The sequence below is a fragment of the Streptomyces drozdowiczii genome, assembly GCF_026167665.1.
GTDB lineage: Bacteria > Actinomycetota > Actinomycetes > Streptomycetales > Streptomycetaceae > Streptomyces > Streptomyces drozdowiczii_A.
On record NZ_CP098740.1, the window covers coordinates 926593 to 943172 of the forward strand.

Genomic DNA, 16580 nt, shown 5'->3' on the forward strand with positions numbered 1-16580 from the left:
CCCCCGAGTGGTTCAGGCGGTGCGCAGGTAGTGGTCCAGGACCCGGACGCCGAAGTGCAGCGCGTCGACGGGGACGCGTTCGTCCACGCCGTGGAAGAGGGCCTGGTAGTCGAAGCCGACGGGCAGCTTCAGCGGTGAGAAGCCGTAGCCGGTGATGCCGAGCCGGGAGAACTGCTTGGCGTCGGTGCCACCGGACATGCAGTACGGCACGACGTGCCCGTCCGGGTCGAACCGCTCGATGGCGGCCCGGAGTTTGCCGTACGTGGGTGAGTCGACCGGGGCCTGGAGCGCGATCTCGCGGTGGGCGAACTCCCAGTCGACCGAGGGGCCGGTGAGCCGGTCCATCGTGGCGTGGAACTCCTCGTCGCCGCCGGGGACGGTCCGGCCGTCGATGTGGGCGGTGGCGTGGCCCGGGATGACGTTGACCTTGTAACCGGCGTCCAGCATCGTCGGGTTGGAGCTGTTGCGGACGGTCGGGGCGACGAGGGCCGCGGCCGGTCCGATCTTGCCGAGGAGTTCGTCCACGTCGAAGCCGGGCGCGTCCAGGTCCGGGTGGATGCCGTGCAGCGCGGCGATCTCGGTGAGCGCGGCCCGGACCGTGGGGGTGAGCCGGACGGGCCACTCGTGCTCACCGATGCGGGTGACGGCGGCGGCGAGCGCGGTGACGGCGTTGGCCCGGTTGACCTTGGAGCCGTGGCCGGCCTTGCCGTGGGCGGTGAGCTTCAGCCACCCGGTGCCGCGTTCACCGGCACCGATGGGGTACAGCGGCATGTTCGGCCCGGCGTGGAAGGTGAAGGCGCCGGACTCGCTGATGCCCTCCGTGCACCCCTCGAAGAGGGCGGCGTGCCGGTCTGCGAGGAAGCCGGCCCCGTCGGCGGCGCTGGCCTCCTCGTCGGCGGTGTACGCGATGACGATGTCGCGGCGCGGGCGGATGCCGGCCCGGGCCCAGAACCGGACGACGGCCAGGACCATCGCGTCCATGTTCTTCATGTCGATGGCGCCGCGCCCCCACACGGTCCCGTCGCGGACCTCGCCGGAGAAGGGGTGCACGGTCCAGTCGGCGGCCTCGGCCGGGACCACGTCGAGGTGGCCGTGGACCAGGAGGGCGGGGGCGGACGGGTCGGTGCCGGGGATCCGGGCGACGACGTTGGTGCGGCCGGGGGTGCGTTCCAGGAGCGTGGGTTCCAGGCCGGTGGCGGCCAGGCGCTCGGCGACGTACTCGGCGGCGGGGCGTTCGCGGCAGTCGCCGTCGCCCCGGTTGGTGGTGTCGATGCGGATCAGTTCGGAGGTGAACGTCACCGATTCGTCGAGCGCCAGGGCGTCGACGGAGTCCTGGGGGGCGGTCGCCTCAGCCATACTGCTCCTCCACGGCGGACGAGACGATCGTCGTCACCGCCTTGAACGTGCGGATACCTTCGTACATCGTCGCGCTGGTGTAGGAGACCCGCCTCTCGCCGCTCGGCGCCACCCCGGGGACGACGGTGGCCGCCGCGGCCAGGTGCTCGGCGTCGAATTCCAGCTCCACGGTGAACGGGCCGCCCTCCACCGGTGTGTACCGCCCGGCCAGGGACACGGCCCGGGCGGCGGCCGTCCGGATGTCGGCGGCGGTACGGGCGGGGGTGCGGCAGACGGCGGCGTACCGCGACACGTAGTCCTTGACGGCCACCTTCGCCGCCTCGGGGGCGTACCCCTCGGCGTCCACGCAGGTCAGGTCGTCGCCGGTGACGAGGACGACGGGCACGCCGTACTCGGCGGCGACGTGCGCGTTGAGCAGGCCCTCGCTGGCCCGGACGCCGTTCAGCCAGACCCCGGTGATGGAGTTGGCGAGGTAGGTGTGGGCGAGGACGCCCTCCGTGCCGGCGCCCGTGTGGTAGCCGACGAAGGCGACCGCGTCGACGTCCCCGTGCTGGATGCCCTCGACCATGCTGAGCGACTTGTGCTTGCCGGTGAGCATCTGGACGCGGTCGTCCAGTCTCTCCAGGAGCAGGTTGCGCATGGTCCAGTGGGCCTCGTTGATCAGCACCTCGTCCGCTCCCCCGTCATAGAAGCCGAGGGCGGCGGCGTTGACGTCGGAGGTGAACAGGGAGCGGCAGCGCTCCCACTGCGGCGTGCCGGGCAGCACGTCGGCCGGCCAGGTCACGCCGGTGGCGCCTTCCATGTCGGCGCTGACGAGGATCTTCATGCGGCCACACGGTACGCGTCGATGAACGCGCAGGCCAGGGGTGCCGAGCACGCCACAGGTCCAATCCAATGGCGCCCCGGCGGCCGGTGCGGGCCGCCGGGGGGCCGGGGGCGTCAGCCGCGCTTGGCGCCCTTCAGCAGCTTCTCGATCCGGCTGAGTTCCTTGTCGGTGAAGTCCAGGTTCCGGACCGTCGCGACGTTGTTCTCCAGCTGGGCGACGCTGCTCGCGCCGACCACCGCGGAGGTGACGCGCCCGCCGCGCAGCACCCAGGCCAGGGCGAGCTGGGCGAGCGACTGGCCGCGTGCCGCGGCGAGTTCGTTGAGTTCGCGCAGCCGGGAGACCAGGTCCGGGGTGACCGCCTCGGCCGACAGGAAGGGGCTGCTGCCGGCGGCGCGGGAGCCCTCCGGGATGCCGTTGAGGTAGCGGTCGGAGAGGATGCCCTGTTCCAGCGGGGAGTACGCGATGGAGCCGACGCCCAGCTCGTCCAGGGCGGTGAGCAGCCCGTCCTCGGGGCGGCGGTCGAGCATCGAGTAGCGCGGCTGGTGGATCAGGAGCGGGGTGCCGAGGTCCTTCAGGATGCGGGCGGCCTCGCGGGTCTGCTCGGGTGAGTAGTTGGAGACGCCGACGTAGAGCGCCTTGCCCTGGCGCACCGCCGCGTCGAGCGCGCCCATGGTCTCTTCGAGCGGGGTCTCGGGGTCGGGCCGGTGCGAGTAGAAGATGTCCACGTAGTCCAGGCCGAGCCGGGTGAGGCTCTGGTCCAGCGAGGCGAGCAGGTTCTTGCGCGAGCCCCACTCGCCGTACGGGCCGTCCCACATCAGATAGCCGGCCTTGGTGGAGACGATGATCTCGTCCCGGTGGGCGGCGAAGTCGGTGGCGAGCGCCTTGCCCATCGCGCTCTCGGCCGAGCCGGGCGGCGGACCGTAGTTGTTGGCCAGGTCGAAGTGGGTGATGCCGAGGTCGAAGGCCCGGCGCAGGATCTCGCCCTGGGTCTCCGGTGTCCGGTCCCCGCCGAAGTTGTGCCACAGGCCGAGCGAGAGGGCGGGCAGCTTCAGGCCGCTGCGCCCGGTGCGCCGGTAGGGCATGTTCGCGTAGCGGTCGGCGGACGGGATGTACATGCGGGCTCCATGGGAGAGGTGTGCCGGCCATGACCGGCAGGACACCCCCAGGCTGTCCCACTTCGATCCAGTAGTCCAACAGGAGATTCCGCTTGGATTCAGGGCCTAGAGTTCTCAATCATGGAGTTGCGCCAGCTGGAACATTTCGTGGCCGTCGCCGAGGAACGGCATTTCACCCGCGCGGCGGAGCGGGTCGCCGTCTCGCAGTCCGGGCTCTCCGCCTCCGTACGGGCGCTGGAGCAGGAGCTGCGGACGCCGCTGTTCAGCCGGACCACGCGCAGCGTACGGCTGACCGAGGCGGGGCGCGCCCTGCTGGTCGAGGCGGAACGCACCCTGGCCGGGGTGCGGGCCGCGAAGGAGGCCGTCGACGCGGTACGGGGGCTGCTGCGCGGGACCCTGTCGGTGGGCGTGGAGCAGTGTGTGGCCGGGCTGCGGCTGCCCCGGCTGCTCGCCGCCTTCCACCACGCCCACCCGCACATGGAGATCCGGCTGCGCCAGGAGGGCACGGCGCGGCTGGTGGAGGGGGTGGCGGGCGGCCGGCTCGACATCGCGTTCGCCGCGACGGTGGACCCGGTGGGCTGGCGCGGGAAGCTGGTCCCGCTGGCCCGGGAGCCCATGGTGCTGCTGTGCGCGCCGGGCCACCGGCTGGCGGCGGCGGACCGGGCGGCCTGGGGGGAGCTGTCCGGTGAGCCGTTCATCGACTTCCACCCGGACTTCGGTCCGCGCCGGGCGGCCGACGCGGCGTTCTCGGCGGCCGGAGTGCGGCGCACGGTGGCGCTGGAGGTCACCGACGTACACAGCCTGCTGGAGCTGGTCCACGAGCAGCTGGGCATCGCGCTCGTGCCGCACCACTTCTCCCGCAAGCCGGAGGCGCGCGGACTCGTCGCGGTGCGGCCCGAGGGTGCCGGTGAGGCGTATTACGAGAGTGCCGTGGTGCTCCCCGAGGCGCGGGCGCTGAGCCCGGGGGCGCGGGCCCTGATGGCGCTGCTGCGGGACGAGACGGGGAGCTGAGGCCGGGGGCCGCGGGGGCCCCGGGGCCCGGTCTCAGCCGGTGGCCAGCACGAACCACCTCGCCGGCAGGTCGATCCGGGTGCCGTCGGGCAGGTGCTCGGTCTGCGGCAGGACCGTGTCGCCGCTGTCCAGGACGGTCAGCCCGGCGGCGGCGAGCAGCTGGGGGACCTCCTCGTCGGTGGCGCTCGCCGGTTTCAGCCCGTGTGCGAAGACCCGGCGCAGCTTCGGGCCCGGCCCGTCCGGGCCCTGGGCGGCGCGTTGCAGGACGTCCTTGGAGGCGGGGGTCAGCTCGGCGACGAAGGCCCGGCCGCGTGCGCCGAGGAGCGTGGCGACGGCCGCGGCGACGGCGGGGCGGGCCTCGGGGTCGCTCTGGTGGATCACCGCCCGCATGTACACGTTCGTGTCACCGATGCGCTCGTGCAGGGCGCGCACGGCGTCGGCGTCGGTGAGGTCGAGCCTTTCGTACGCGGCGGTCTCCCCCGGGTCCGCCTTCCGGGCGTGCTCGATCGCCGCCTCCGAGAGGTCCACGCCGAGGGCGCGGGGGAAGAGGGAGGCGAGGTAGCGGGTCTGGGTGCCGTTGCCGCAGCCGAGATCCACCACGGGCAGGGTGGCGTCGGCGTGCGGCAGGAGCAGCCGGCTGTGCGGTACGGCGCTCAAGTCCGGGCCGGAGTCCCAGATCGCCTCGCCGGGCTCGTGGGAGGTGGCGGCCCAGTAGCCTTCCCACGCCTCGCGGTATTGCTGTGACACACCCATGCGTACTCCCCAGTCCCGTCGTACAGGCTCATCCTGCTCAGCCAGGAACTACTGCCCAGAGGGGCCCCGGGGCAAGGGTGTGGACACAACCTCCTTACGATCTGCGGCTGTTGGTACGCGGACGGGGCACCCGGGACAGGGCCAGCTCGAACCAGACGGTCTTGCCGCGCCCGGTGCCGCTGGTGCCCCACTCCTTGGCGAGGCTGCTCACCACCATGAGGCCCCGGCCGAATTCGTCGCTGTCGGTGACGCCGAGGAGCGAGGCGGGGGCCGGTTCGTCGTCGCTGACCTCGCACAGCAGCGCGTCGGTGCGGACGAGGCGGAGCCCGATGTGGTGGGTGCGGCTGTGCTTGAAGGCGTTGGTGACCAGCTCGCTGACCATCAGCTCGGCCGCCTCGACGGCGTCGGGCAGCTCCCAGTCGAGGAGTTGGCCGCGCACCAGGCGGCGGGCCCGGGACACCTCGCGGGGGTCCAGGGCGAGCTGCCACTCGGCGACATCCTCGTCCGCGATGCCGTTGAGCCGGGCCATCAGCAGGGCGACGTCGTCCTTGCGGCCGCCGCCGGTGTTCAGGGCGCGGATGATGGTGTCGCAGGCGTCGTTCATGGAGGCGGCGGGGTGGGCGGCGGAGGCGCAGAGCGCGGCGAGCCCGGCCCCGATGTCCTGGCCGCGCACCTCCACGAGCCCGTCGGTGCACAGGACCAGGCGGTCGCCGGGGCGCACCCGCACGGTGGCGGTCTCGAAGGCGACACCGCCGACCCCGATGGGCGCCCCGGTCGGCAGGTCGAGCAGTGCGGCCCGGCCATCCTCGGCGCGGACGAGCACGGGCGGGATGTGACCGGCGTTGGCGATCTGGAGCTCGCCCGCGATCGGGTCGTAGACCGCGTACAGGCAGGTCGCTAGGTACTGCTCGCCGAGGCGCTGGGCGAGGTCGTCCAGATGGCGCAGGAGCTGGGCGGGCGGCATCTCCATGGTGGCCATGGTCAGCACGGCGGTCCGCAACTGGCCCATCATCGCGGCCGAGTTGAGTCCGTGGCCCATCACGTCCCCGACGACCAGCGCGGTGCGCGAGCCGGGGAGCTTCACCGAGTCGAACCAGTCGCCGCCGATCCGCCCGAGCCGGGTGCCCGGCAGATAGCGGGTCGCGATGTCGCAACCGGCCATGCGGGGTTCGACCTTGGGCAGCATGCTGTCCTGGAGCGTCTCCGCGACGTTCTCCTGGTACGTGTACATGCGGGCGTTGTCCAGGACGAGCCCGGCGCGCGCGGCCAGCTCGGCACCCGTGGTGCGGTCCATGTCGTCGAAGGGCTCGCGGCCGGGGCGGCGCATCAGGACCATGAAGCCGAGGACCACGTCGCGGGCCTTGAGCGGCACGATGAGCAGCGAGCGGTGGGTGATGAGGGGGCGCAGGTCGCGCTTCTCGAACTCGCCGGAGATCCGGTTGCTCAGCTCCTCGCTCACATGGGGCACGATGACCGGCTCGCCGGTGACCATGCACTGGAAGAACGGGGTGTGTTCGGGGAAGGCGATGGCCTCGCCGACGGGCACGGTGTCGTCCCACCGGCCCGGTTCGTCGTTGTGCTCGACCCAGACGCGGTGCCAGATGGTGGTGACGTCGGGCGGTCCGTCGGGGAAGCCCTCACCGGCGAGGACGGCGGCGCGCAGATGTGTGCCGGCGAAGTCGGTGAAGCGGGGGACGGCGGCGCTGGTGACCTCCCGGATGGTGCGTTCCAGGTCGAGGGAGGTGCCGATGCGGCCGCTCACCTCGTTGAGGAATTCCAGCCGTTCGCGGACCGCCGCGTATTCGAGGTCCAGCTGGGGGCGGGGCGCGGCGCGCTGCGGGACCACCGTCGGCTCATCGCCGTACCGCTCCTCCCGCACCGACAGCGCTCCGGCGTGCTTGGGCACGCCCCAGTCCGGGGTGACGGGGATGCGTTCGTGGTGGCTGAACTCCAGCACCGGGTAGCCCAGTTCGAGCACCTGGGCGACGATTCGGGTCGCTTCCTGGACGCTCATGTTCGGCAGGATCTCGGGCAGCCGCGCGGACAGCTCGGGGTGGCCGGGGAAATCGGTGTGCAGGGCGAAGCCGGGGGCGACCGTGCGGGCCGGTCCGCCCTCGCCCTGCTCCACGCCGCGCAGTTGGGCGCAGTCGGCGGCGAGCACGAGCAGCCGGGCCGGTCCGGGGCCGGCGAGCGGATAGGCCCACCACAGCACGTCGATCCGGCCGCGCCCGGGCTCGTCCAGGCGGGCCCGGCCCGACGCCGGGTAGGGGAAGTCCCCGCTGAGCGAGCTGTCGAGCGCGGGGCCCTCCTCGGCGTACATGCCCTCGGAGCCGTCCAACACGCCCGATACCGGCAGGAGTTCACCGGCGGGGAGCCCGACCGCCTCCTCGCGGGCGACGCCGAAGAGCCTTCTCGCCCCGGACGACCAGTGCGAGACGAGCCCCTCCGTATCGACCACGGCCACGGCGAGCGGCATACGGCCCGCCGCGCCGTCACCCGGCAGTGGTGTCCTCTGCGGCGGCACACCGAGGTCCATGAGAGGAGGGCTCCTTCCTCACCGCGGCATTCCGCGGCGCGTGACTCCACGGTACGGGGATGCGACCGGCGTCCGCGGGTCATCGGCGGAATCCCCCGCGGGGGTGGTGCGCCCCGCGTGCCCGGGGGCGCGCCGTTTCAGTCCTCGTGCCCCAGCTGGAGGTCGCGCTCGGTGCGCCCGCCGCCCGCGACCTGGAGGACCGTGGCGACGGGCGGGTATCCGGCCGCGATCACGGTGTACTCGCCGGTGGACAGGTCCACGAAGCGGAAGGCGCCGTCCGGGCCGGTCGTCACGGTGTCCACGACGTTGCCCGCCGCGTCCAGGAGCGTGACCCGGGCGTCCTCGACGGGCCGCCCGGCGGTGGCCCGGACGATCCCGCGCAGCACGGCGCCGCCGGCCAGTTCGATGTCCTGCCGGGTCTCCCGGGCCGCCTGCACGCTGACCGGGAGCGCGGCGGGCCGGAAGGCCGGGGCGGAGGCCGCGAGGGTGTACTCGCCGGCGACCAGCTCGGTGATCACGTAGCCGCCCTCGCGCCCGCTGCGCGTGGAGGCGACGACCTCGCCGCGTACGTCGGTCAGGGTGACGGCCGCGTCCCGTACGGGCGCCCCGTCCGCCGTGACGACGGTGCCGGCGAGGCGGCCGGCGCCGCCGAGCACCACGTCCAGCTCGACGGGGCGTTCGCCGACGGTGACGCTGACGGCCTGCGGCTGGTGGCCCCCGGCGGCGGCGATCAGGACGTACGAACCGGCGCCCGGCACGCTGAGCGCGTACCGCCCCTCGTCGCCGCTGGCGCCCCGGCCGACCTGCTGGCCCTGGACGTCGATGAGGGTGAGGGCGGCACGCGGCACCTTCGTACCGTCGGAGTGCTGGACGCTGCCGGAGACCGGGACGCCGGAGAGGTAGCCGGCGGACGGCACGGCGGCGTCGGTGCGGGCGGAGGGGATCGGGGTGTACTCGGTGGCGGCTTCGGGGCCTGCGGTGGTTTCGGGGCTGTGGGACACCAGCGGTTTCTCCTTGAGGAAGAAGGCGAAGAACAGGCCGAGCACGAGGACCGGCACGAGGTAGAGGAAGATCCGGGGCATCGCGTCGGCGTACGCCTGGACATAGGCGTCCCGCAGCGCGGGCTCCATCGTGTGGACCAGCTGCGGGCTGATCGACTCCGGGTCGGGGAGGTCCGCCCCGGAGGGCAGCCGGACGGCGAGCGCGTCGGCGAGCCGCCCGGCGAACAGGGTGCCGAAGACGGCGGCGCCGACGCTGCCGCCGATCTGCCGGAAGTAGTTGTTGGCGCTGGTGGCGGTGCCCAGGTCGGCGGGGCGCACGGAGTTCTGCACGGCGAGGACCAGGACCGGCATGATCATCCCGATCCCGAGGCCGAGGACCGCCTGCGCGATGCTGTATTCGAGGCGCGGGGTGTCGGTCTCCAGGCGGGACAGCAGCCACATGCCCACCGCCGAGATCGCACTGCCCGCGATCGGGTAGACGCGGTAGCGGCCGGTGCGGGAGATGAGCTGGCCCGAGATCACGGAGGCGCCGACGACGCCGCCCATCATGGGGAGCATCAGCAGACCGGACTCGGTGGCGGTGGCCCCGTCGACCATCTGCAGGAAGCTCGGCAGATAGCTGGCCGCGCCGAACAGCGCCACGCCGACGACCGCGCCGACCAGGGCGGTCACGTTGAAGATCGAGTCGCGGAAGAGCCGGAGCGGGATGATCGGCTCGGGGGCGCGGCGCTCCACGAGGACGAACAGCAGAGTCGTTCCGGCAGCCCCGGCGCCCAGCCCGAGGATGGTGCCAGAGCCCCAGGCGTACTCCGTGCCGCCCCAACTGGTCAGCAGCACCAGGCAGGTGGAGGCGGCGGCGAGGAGGGCGGCGCCGAGGATGTCGAGCCGGGGGCGGACGGTGGGCCGCGGGAGCTTGAGGACGACGGTGATCACGGCGAGGGTGACCAGGCCGAACGGCACGTTGATGTAGAAGCACCAGCGCCAGGAGGCGTGGTCCGTGAAGAAGCCGCCGAGCAGCGGGCCGGCCACCGACGCGAGGCCGAAGGCGGCACCGATGAGGCCCATGAACCGGCCCCGCTCGCGGGGCGGGACCACGTCCGCGATGATCGCCTGCACACCGATCATCAGCCCGCCGCCGCCGATGCCCTGGAGCGCCCGGAAGGCGATGAGCTGGTCCATGGTGCGGGACCAGCCGGCCAGCGCGGAGCCGACGACGAAGACGACGATGGCGAACTGGAAGACGCCCTTGCGGCCGAAGAGGTCGCCCAGCTTCCCGTAGACCGGCAGGCCGATCGTGGAGGCGAGCAGATAGGCGGTGACCGCCCAGGACATCTTCTCCAGGCCGTGCAGCTCACCGACGATCTTCGGGAGCGCGGTGGCGACGATCATCTGGTCGAGCGCCGCGAGCAGCAGCGTGAGCATCAGCCCGACGAAGACCAGCCGGATGCGGCGGGGGTCCGTCGCGGGCGCGCCGTCCGGTCCGCCGACGGCGGTCTCCTTCGCGGCGGGCGGCGGCGGGGGCGGGACGGTCGCGGGCGCGGGCGTCTCCTCGGCGTCCCCCGGGCCGCCGGGCTCGTCCTCCAACAGTGTGATGCCACCCACCACGTCCCGCTCCCCTCGTCGCGCTGCCGCACATTTCTCGCATCGCGCGACAAGTGAGGGCAAACGCGACGGGGGGCGCTGACGGCGCACTCAGGGGGCGTAACCCCCGGTCGGAGGCACTACGGCGCACAACCGCCCCGCCGCAAAGACCACCCGAACCGGTGAGGCCGGGCGGTGACGACTCGGGGTCAGTTCTCGACCTCGGCGGCGAGGTTCGCCAGCAGCTCGTCGTAGATGCGGGCGAGGCCCTTGGGGGCGAAGGTCTTCTCGAAGAAGCCGCCGATGCCACCGGCACCGTTCCACACGGTCGTGACGACGGCCTTCGACCTGCCCTCGCCGGCCGGGGTGACGGTCCAGGTGGTGACCATCGAGGAGTTCCGGTCCGTCTCCACGAGCTGTCCGTCGGTGGGCTCGGTGACCTCCAACAGGCAGTCCCGCACCCGCTTGCTGGTGGCCTGGAGCTTCCAGTGGACGAGGGTGCCCTCGCCGTCGCCGCCCTCGCGCACCTCGTACTCGCTGTAGTGGGCGGGGAGCACCTTGCCGCGGACGTCCTTGTAGTCGGCCAGCGCGTCGAACACCGCCTCCGCGTCCGCCGCGATGATCCGCTCCGTCGTGGCTTCGACCTGCGCCATGCCTGCTCCTCCAGCACTCGGTTCTTCCGGGTGTGCTGAGCCAACCACCTTGTGTGTCCGGCTCAAAATCCGGGCCGGGACGAAGGGGAAAAAACGATCATGGGAACAAGTGTTCTATTCTCGGTCCAGAACTACCGAGGAGGCGGCCATGCGCTGGGACAATCTGGCTGAAGACAACGCCAACCACCCCACGAGCGGTACGGGTGCGCTCTTCGCCGCCGACGCGGTGACCACCCGCACCTTCGACACCCCGGAATTCCGGGGCATCACCTTCCACGAGATCCGGGCCCGTTCGATCGTGAACCGGGTGCCCGGCGCCTCCCGGATGCCGTTCGAATGGACCGTGAATCCGTACCGGGGCTGCACGCACGCCTGCGTCTACTGCTTCGCCCGCAAGACCCACAGCTATCTCGACCTCGACACCGGGCTCGGTTTCGACTCCCAGATCGTGGTCAAGGTCAACGCCCCGGAGCTGGTCCGCCGCGAGATCGCCTCGCCGCGCTGGCACGGCGCCCACATCGCGATGGGCACCAACGTCGACTGCTACCAGCGCGCGGAGGGCCGCTACCGGCTGATGCCCGGCATCCTGACCGCCCTGCGCGACCACGCGAACCCGTTCTCGATCCTGACGAAGGGCACCCTGATCCTCCGCGACCTGGAGCTGCTGCGGCAGGCCGCCGAGGTCACCGAGGTCGGCGTCTCGGTCTCGGTCGGCTTCACCGACCCGGAGCTGTGGCGGACCGTGGAGCCCGGCACGCCCTCGCCGGAACGCCGGCTCGACGTCGTACGCAGGCTGAGCGAGGTGGGCATCGGCTGCGGAGTGCTGATGGCACCGGTCGTCCCGCACCTCGGCGACAGCCCCGAGCAGCTGCGGGCCACCGTCCGCGCGATCGCCGCCGCCGGCGCGACGTCGGTGACCCCGCTCGTCCTGCATCTGCGCCCCGGCGCCCGCGAGTGGTTCATGCGGTGGCTGGGCCACCACCACCCGCATCTCGTACGGCGTTACGAGCGGCTGTACGCGGACGGCGCCTACGCGCCCACCTGGTACCAGCGGCGCATCACCCGTTACGTGCACGAGCTGGCGGCCGAGTACGGCATCGGGCCCACGCACCGGGGTGCGGCCCGCAAGCTCCCCCGGCGCGAGCCGCGTCCGCCGCTCGACGGCTCGGAGCCCACCCAGCTGACCCTGCTCTGAGCGGTCGCGCAAACGGGTCATCTCTCATCACAACGGGTCCTTCCGGCGCAGATTGCGGGGAACATGCGGCGGGGGCTGCGTACCGCGCAGCCGCGTTCCCCCATCCCGGGAGGCCATATGACGAACCGTTCAGTACTGCTGTGCGCCCTCGGGGCGACGGTCGCCGGTCTGGTGACCGCCACCCCGGCCGCGGCGGACACCGCGACACCGCGGGCCGCAGCGCTCGCCTGGAAGGACTGCGGTACGAAGGCGTCGCCGACGCTCCAGTGCGCGACGGTGCGCTCGCCGCTCGACCACGACGACCCGGCGGGCCGCCAGGTCACCCTGGCCCTGACGCGCGTGCCGCACACCTCGAAGACCTTCCAGGGGCCGCTGCTGGTGAACCCGGGCGGCCCCGGCGGCAGCGGCCTGTCGATGGCCCCGTTCGTCGCCGCCTCGCTGCCGAAGGCGGTCGCCTCGCAGTACGACGTGATCGGTTTTGACCCGCGCGGCGTGGGGAAGAGCCGCCCGGCCCTGGACTGCCTGCCCGGGTACTTCGACCCGGTCCGGCCCGACCCCGTACCGCAGTCCCTCGGCGGCGAGCGGGTCAACCGCAACCGCGCCCGGGACTTCGCGGCGGCCTGCGGCGAGAAGTACCCGGACCTGCTCCCGTACATGGACACGGTGAGCGCGGCCAAGGACCTGGACGTGATCCGCCGCGCGACCGGATCGCGGCAGCTCAACTACTTCGGCTACTCCTACGGCACCTATCTCGGCGCGGTGTACGCCAAGCTCTTCCCGGACCGCGTCCGGCGCCTGGTCCTCGACTCGAACGTGGACCCCGAGGGCGTCTGGTACGAGGACAACCTTACCCAGGACTACGCGTTCGACACCCGGCACAAGGCGTTCGCCGCCTGGGTCGCGAAGTACGACGCCACCTATCACCTCGGCGGCGACCCGGCGAAGGTCGAGGCCGCCTGGTACCGGATGCGGGACGCGGTGAAGAAGAGTCCGGCGGGCAAGAAGGTCGGCGCGGGCGAGCTGGACGACACCTTCCTGCCCGGCGGCTACTACAACGGCTACTGGCCGGTGCTGGCGGAGGCGTTCGCCGCGTACGCCAACGACAAGGACGAGAAGCCGCTCGTCGCCGCGTTCGAACGGTTCGGCGCGGTGGACGCGGACGGCGACAACGGCTACTCGGTCTACACGGCCGTGCAGTGCCGGGACGCCGACTGGCCGCGCGACTGGAACACCTGGCGCAACGACACCTGGCGGGTGCACGCGAAGGCCCCGTTCATGGCCTGGGGCAACACCTGGTACAACGCCCCGTGCGCCGACTGGCCGGTGGAGCCGCTGAACCCGGTCCGGGTCTCCAACCACGCGCTGCCCCCGGCGCTCCTCTTCCAGGCGACGGAGGACGCGGCCACCCCGTACGAGGGCGGAGTCACCCTGCACCGCAAGCTGCGCGGATCCCGCCTGGTGGTCGAGCAGGGCGGCGGCAACCACGGGGTCACCCTGAGCGGCAACGCCTGCCTGGACCGCTATCTGACGGACTACCTGGCGAAGGGCACGGTCCCCCGGACCGGCCGGGGCGACGCGGACGCGGTCTGCGCGAAGACCCCGGACCCGAAGCCGGAGAACGCGAAGTCGGCCCGCCCGGCGGCCCGCCCGGACCCGGGCGGCACGCTGCACGGGCTGCTGGGGTTCCGGGGCTGAACGACGGGGCGACGGGGCTGAACCAGGGTGCCGAGGGGCGCGCACGGAACGACCGCGTGCGCCCCTTCGCTCATGCGCCCGGCAGCCGGCCCAGCGCCTCCCGCGCCGCCTCCGCCAGCCGGGGCCGGGGCAGGGCCGCCTCCAGGACCGGGCGGGCGGCGGGGTCCCCCAGGGAGCCCAGGCCCTCCACGCACGCCAGGGCGATGCGCCAGTGCGGTTCGTCCGGGGTCAGCAGGCCGGACAGGGTCTCGATCAGGGCGGGGGCGGATTCCGGGGCGCGGAGCGCGGTGAGCAGGCGGACCGGGTGGAGGGCGTAGGCGGTGCGCAGAGGGTTGGTGGCGAGGGCGGCGGCGGCGCGCGGGGTGCGGGGGTCGGCGAGGCGGGTCAGGGCGTGGGCGGCGCTGACGCAGCGTTCCGGGTCGCGGTGGTTGAGGAGGAGCACCAGGGGCTCGAAGGCGCGGCGGTCCCCGGCGCAGCCGAGGCGGAACGCGGCGATCTCCCGTGCCCACAGCGGGCGTTCGCGCTCGACGAGGACCCGGGCCAGTTCCTCGTCGTCCTCGGTGGCGAGCAGGGCGCGGTAGGCCGCCGACTCCCCCGCCTCGTCGGCCAGCCGGTGCGCCAGTGACCGGAACTCCTCGTCGTCCATGACCGTCAGCGTATCGGCGGACACGGTGCGTACCGGCGGGGACCGGGAATGTGGTGCGGGCCACAACTGGCCAGGGCTGGCGCGCTCGTTACTCACTGGTTAAGCTCAGTTGAGCGGGATCTGATCCCGTCGCTCCGATGGCCTGGTGACGCAGCCCCGGAGTGTTGTCGGTTCGGCAGCTGTACGAGACGTGGCCCCGGGACAGGGTCCGTCGCTCCTTTCCGGTCCCGCGCGTGGATCACGCCCGGTGGTCGAACACCACGACAGGCACCTCCCGCACGCCGTGCGCCGCTCGCGCCCCCCGTGCGTCCCCTCAGTCGTCACTCATCCCTGGAGTCCCGTGATGGACACCCCTCTCTCCACCATTGCCGTCGTCGGCCTCGGCACGATGGGCACCGGAATCGCCGAGGTCCTGGCCCGCTCCGGCCGTGAGGTCATCGGCATCGACACCGACGAGGCCGCCGCCCGCCGGGCCGTCGCCTCGCTGGCGGCGTCCACCGCACGCGCCGTGGAGCGCGGGCGGATCACCGAGGAGGAGCGGCGCGACGCGCTCTCCCGCTTCCGTACGTTCTCCGACCTCCAGGCGGCCGCCGACGCGGAGCTGGTCATCGAGGTCGTGCCGGAGTCGTACGAGATCAAGCAGCAGGTCTTCCGGGAGCTCGACGCGATCGTCTCCCCCGCCACGATCCTCGCGACCGGCACCAACGCCCTGTCGGTGACCCGTCTCGCGGCCGAGTCGCAGCGCCCCGAGCGGGTGCTCGGTCTGCACTTCTTCAACCCGGCGCCGGCGATGAAGCTGGTCGAGGTGGTCTCCTCGGTGCTGACCGCCCCGCCCGCCGTCCAGGCGGTCACCGAGCTGGCGCGCCTGCTGGGCAAGGAGCCGGTGGCCATCGGCGACCGGCCCGGGTTCGTCGCGGACGGGCTGCTGTTCGGCTATCTCAACCAGGCCGCCGCGATGTACGAGGCGAACTACGCGACCCGCGAGGACATCGACGCCGCGATGAAGCTGGGCTGCGGTCTGCCGATGGGCCCGCTGGCCCTGCTGGACCTGATCGGCATCGACACGGCCCGCACGGTCCTGGAGGCGATGTACTCCTCCTCGCACGACCGCCTGCACGCCCCCGCGCCCATCCTGGGCCAGCTCGCCTCCGCCGGTCTCACCGGCCGCAAGGCGGGCCGCGGCTTCTACACCTACGCCGAGCCGGGCAGCCAGTCGGTGGTGCCGGACGCGCTGACGCCCGCGCCGCGCGGCGCGGAGGCGGCGGGGCGCCCCGTGCGCTCGGTGGGCGTCGCGGGCTCGGGGACGATGGCCTCGGGGATCGCGGAGGTCTTCGCCAAGGCCGGTTACGACGTGGTGCTCGCCGCGCGCGGCCAGGAGAAGGCGGACCTCGCCAAGGCCCGGATCGCCAAGTCGCTGGATCGCTCGGTCGCCAAGGGGCGGCTGAGCGAGCGGGCCCGGGACGAGGCGCTGGGCAGAATCGCCGCGGCGGCCTCGCTGGACGCCTTCGCGGAGGTGGACCTCGCGGTCGAGGCGGTCGCCGAGGACCTGGTGGTGAAGCAGGAGCTGTTCGCCACGCTGGACAAGGTGTGCCGGCCGGGCGCGGTGCTGGCCACGACGACCTCCTCGCTGCCGGTCGTCGCGATCGCCCGGGCCACCGGACGGCCCGAGGACGTCGTCGGGATGCACTTCTTCAACCCGGCGCCCGCGATGAAGCTGGTCGAGGTCGTGCGTACGGTGCTCACCGCCGACGACGTGCGCGCCACGGTCCACGAGGTGTGCCACGCGGTCCGCAAGCACCCGGTGGACTGCGGGGACCGGGCCGGATTCATCGTGAACGCGCTGCTGTTCCCGTACCTCAACAACGCCATCAAGATGGTCGAGGAGCACTACGCGTCCCTCGACGACATCGACGCCGCGATGAAGCTGGGCGGCGGCTACCCGATGGGCCCGTTCGAGCTGCTGGACGTGGTCGGGCTCGATGTCTCGCTGGCCATCGAGAAGGTGCTCCACAACGAGTTCCGCGACCCGGGCCTGGCGCCCGCCCCGCTCCTGGAGCACCTGGTGGCCGCGGGCTGCCTGGGCCGCAAGACGGGGCGCGGATTCCGCGAATATGCCCGGCGCTGACGCGGGCGCCGGCTGGGGCGGGCTGCTCGGGCCTCCGGGCGGCCCGCCCCCGCAGGCGCGCTCTCCCGCCCCCATGCAGTACGTTCA

The 16580-nt window shown here is 72.8% G+C and carries 12 protein-coding genes; 4 read left to right on the top strand and 8 right to left on the bottom strand.

Annotated elements, in window-relative coordinates; translation table 11 throughout:
* Positions 1-12: 12 nt before the first annotated feature.
* The 3 genes from NEH16_RS04175 to NEH16_RS04185 form a co-directional block, all read right to left on the bottom strand.
* Positions 13-1356: a M20/M25/M40 family metallo-hydrolase gene (locus NEH16_RS04175; protein WP_073965832.1), complete on the bottom strand. Its 1344-nt coding sequence runs from the start codon at positions 1354-1356 to the stop codon at positions 13-15.
* On the bottom strand, positions 1349-2182 hold the full coding sequence (locus NEH16_RS04180) for a M55 family metallopeptidase (protein ID WP_073965833.1): 834 nt from the start codon (positions 2180-2182) through the stop codon (positions 1349-1351). Before NEH16_RS04180 ends, NEH16_RS04175 begins: the two co-directional genes overlap by 8 nt.
* A gap of 113 nt (positions 2183-2295) precedes the next feature.
* The gene (locus NEH16_RS04185) at positions 2296-3297 is read right to left on the bottom strand and encodes an aldo/keto reductase (protein WP_265539308.1); all 1002 of its coding nucleotides are present in this window, start codon (positions 3295-3297) and stop codon (positions 2296-2298) included.
* Between the two features lie 120 nt (positions 3298-3417).
* Here NEH16_RS04185 and NEH16_RS04190 point away from each other — a divergent pair, with 120 nt between their 5' ends.
* Positions 3418-4308 (top strand): LysR family transcriptional regulator, encoded by an 891-nt coding sequence (locus tag NEH16_RS04190; RefSeq protein WP_265539310.1) that lies wholly within the window; start codon positions 3418-3420, stop codon positions 4306-4308.
* Positions 4309-4341: 33 nt separating this feature from the next.
* Here the strand turns inward: NEH16_RS04190 and NEH16_RS04195 are convergent, their stop codons facing one another.
* From NEH16_RS04195 to NEH16_RS04210, 4 genes are all read right to left on the bottom strand, one after another.
* The gene (locus NEH16_RS04195) at positions 4342-5061 is read right to left on the bottom strand and encodes a class I SAM-dependent methyltransferase (RefSeq protein ID WP_073965836.1); all 720 of its coding nucleotides are present in this window, start codon (positions 5059-5061) and stop codon (positions 4342-4344) included.
* A gap of 94 nt (positions 5062-5155) precedes the next feature.
* Entirely contained in the window at positions 5156-7597 is a 2442-nt protein-coding gene (locus NEH16_RS04200) for an ATP-binding SpoIIE family protein phosphatase (protein WP_265539313.1), read from the bottom strand.
* Positions 7598-7734: 137 nt separating this feature from the next.
* Positions 7735-10203, bottom strand: coding sequence for an MFS transporter (locus tag NEH16_RS04205; protein WP_265539315.1), 2469 nt, complete (start codon positions 10201-10203; stop codon positions 7735-7737).
* 185 nt (positions 10204-10388) lie between these two features.
* On the bottom strand, positions 10389-10832 hold the full coding sequence (locus NEH16_RS04210; RefSeq protein WP_265539317.1) for an SRPBCC family protein: 444 nt from the start codon (positions 10830-10832) through the stop codon (positions 10389-10391).
* Positions 10833-10980: 148 nt separating this feature from the next.
* Between NEH16_RS04210 and NEH16_RS04215 the strand changes: the two genes are divergently transcribed.
* Both NEH16_RS04215 and NEH16_RS04220 read left to right on the top strand, forming a co-directional pair.
* On the top strand, positions 10981-12027 hold the full coding sequence (locus NEH16_RS04215; protein ID WP_265539319.1) for an Rv2578c family radical SAM protein: 1047 nt from the start codon (positions 10981-10983) through the stop codon (positions 12025-12027).
* Positions 12028-12144: 117 nt separating this feature from the next.
* Positions 12145-13722 (top strand): alpha/beta hydrolase, encoded by a 1578-nt coding sequence (locus NEH16_RS04220; RefSeq protein ID WP_265539321.1) that lies wholly within the window; start codon positions 12145-12147, stop codon positions 13720-13722.
* A 70-nt stretch (positions 13723-13792) separates the two neighbouring features.
* Here NEH16_RS04220 and NEH16_RS04225 read toward each other — a convergent pair whose 3' ends face one another.
* Positions 13793-14368 carry a HEAT repeat domain-containing protein gene (locus NEH16_RS04225; protein ID WP_265539323.1) on the bottom strand — a complete coding sequence of 192 codons (576 nt, stop codon included), beginning with the start codon at positions 14366-14368 and terminating at the stop codon, positions 13793-13795.
* A gap of 343 nt (positions 14369-14711) precedes the next feature.
* Here NEH16_RS04225 and NEH16_RS04230 point away from each other — a divergent pair, with 343 nt between their 5' ends.
* On the top strand, positions 14712-16493 hold the full coding sequence (locus NEH16_RS04230; RefSeq protein WP_265539325.1) for a 3-hydroxyacyl-CoA dehydrogenase family protein: 1782 nt from the start codon (positions 14712-14714) through the stop codon (positions 16491-16493).
* Positions 16494-16580 lie beyond the last annotated feature (87 nt).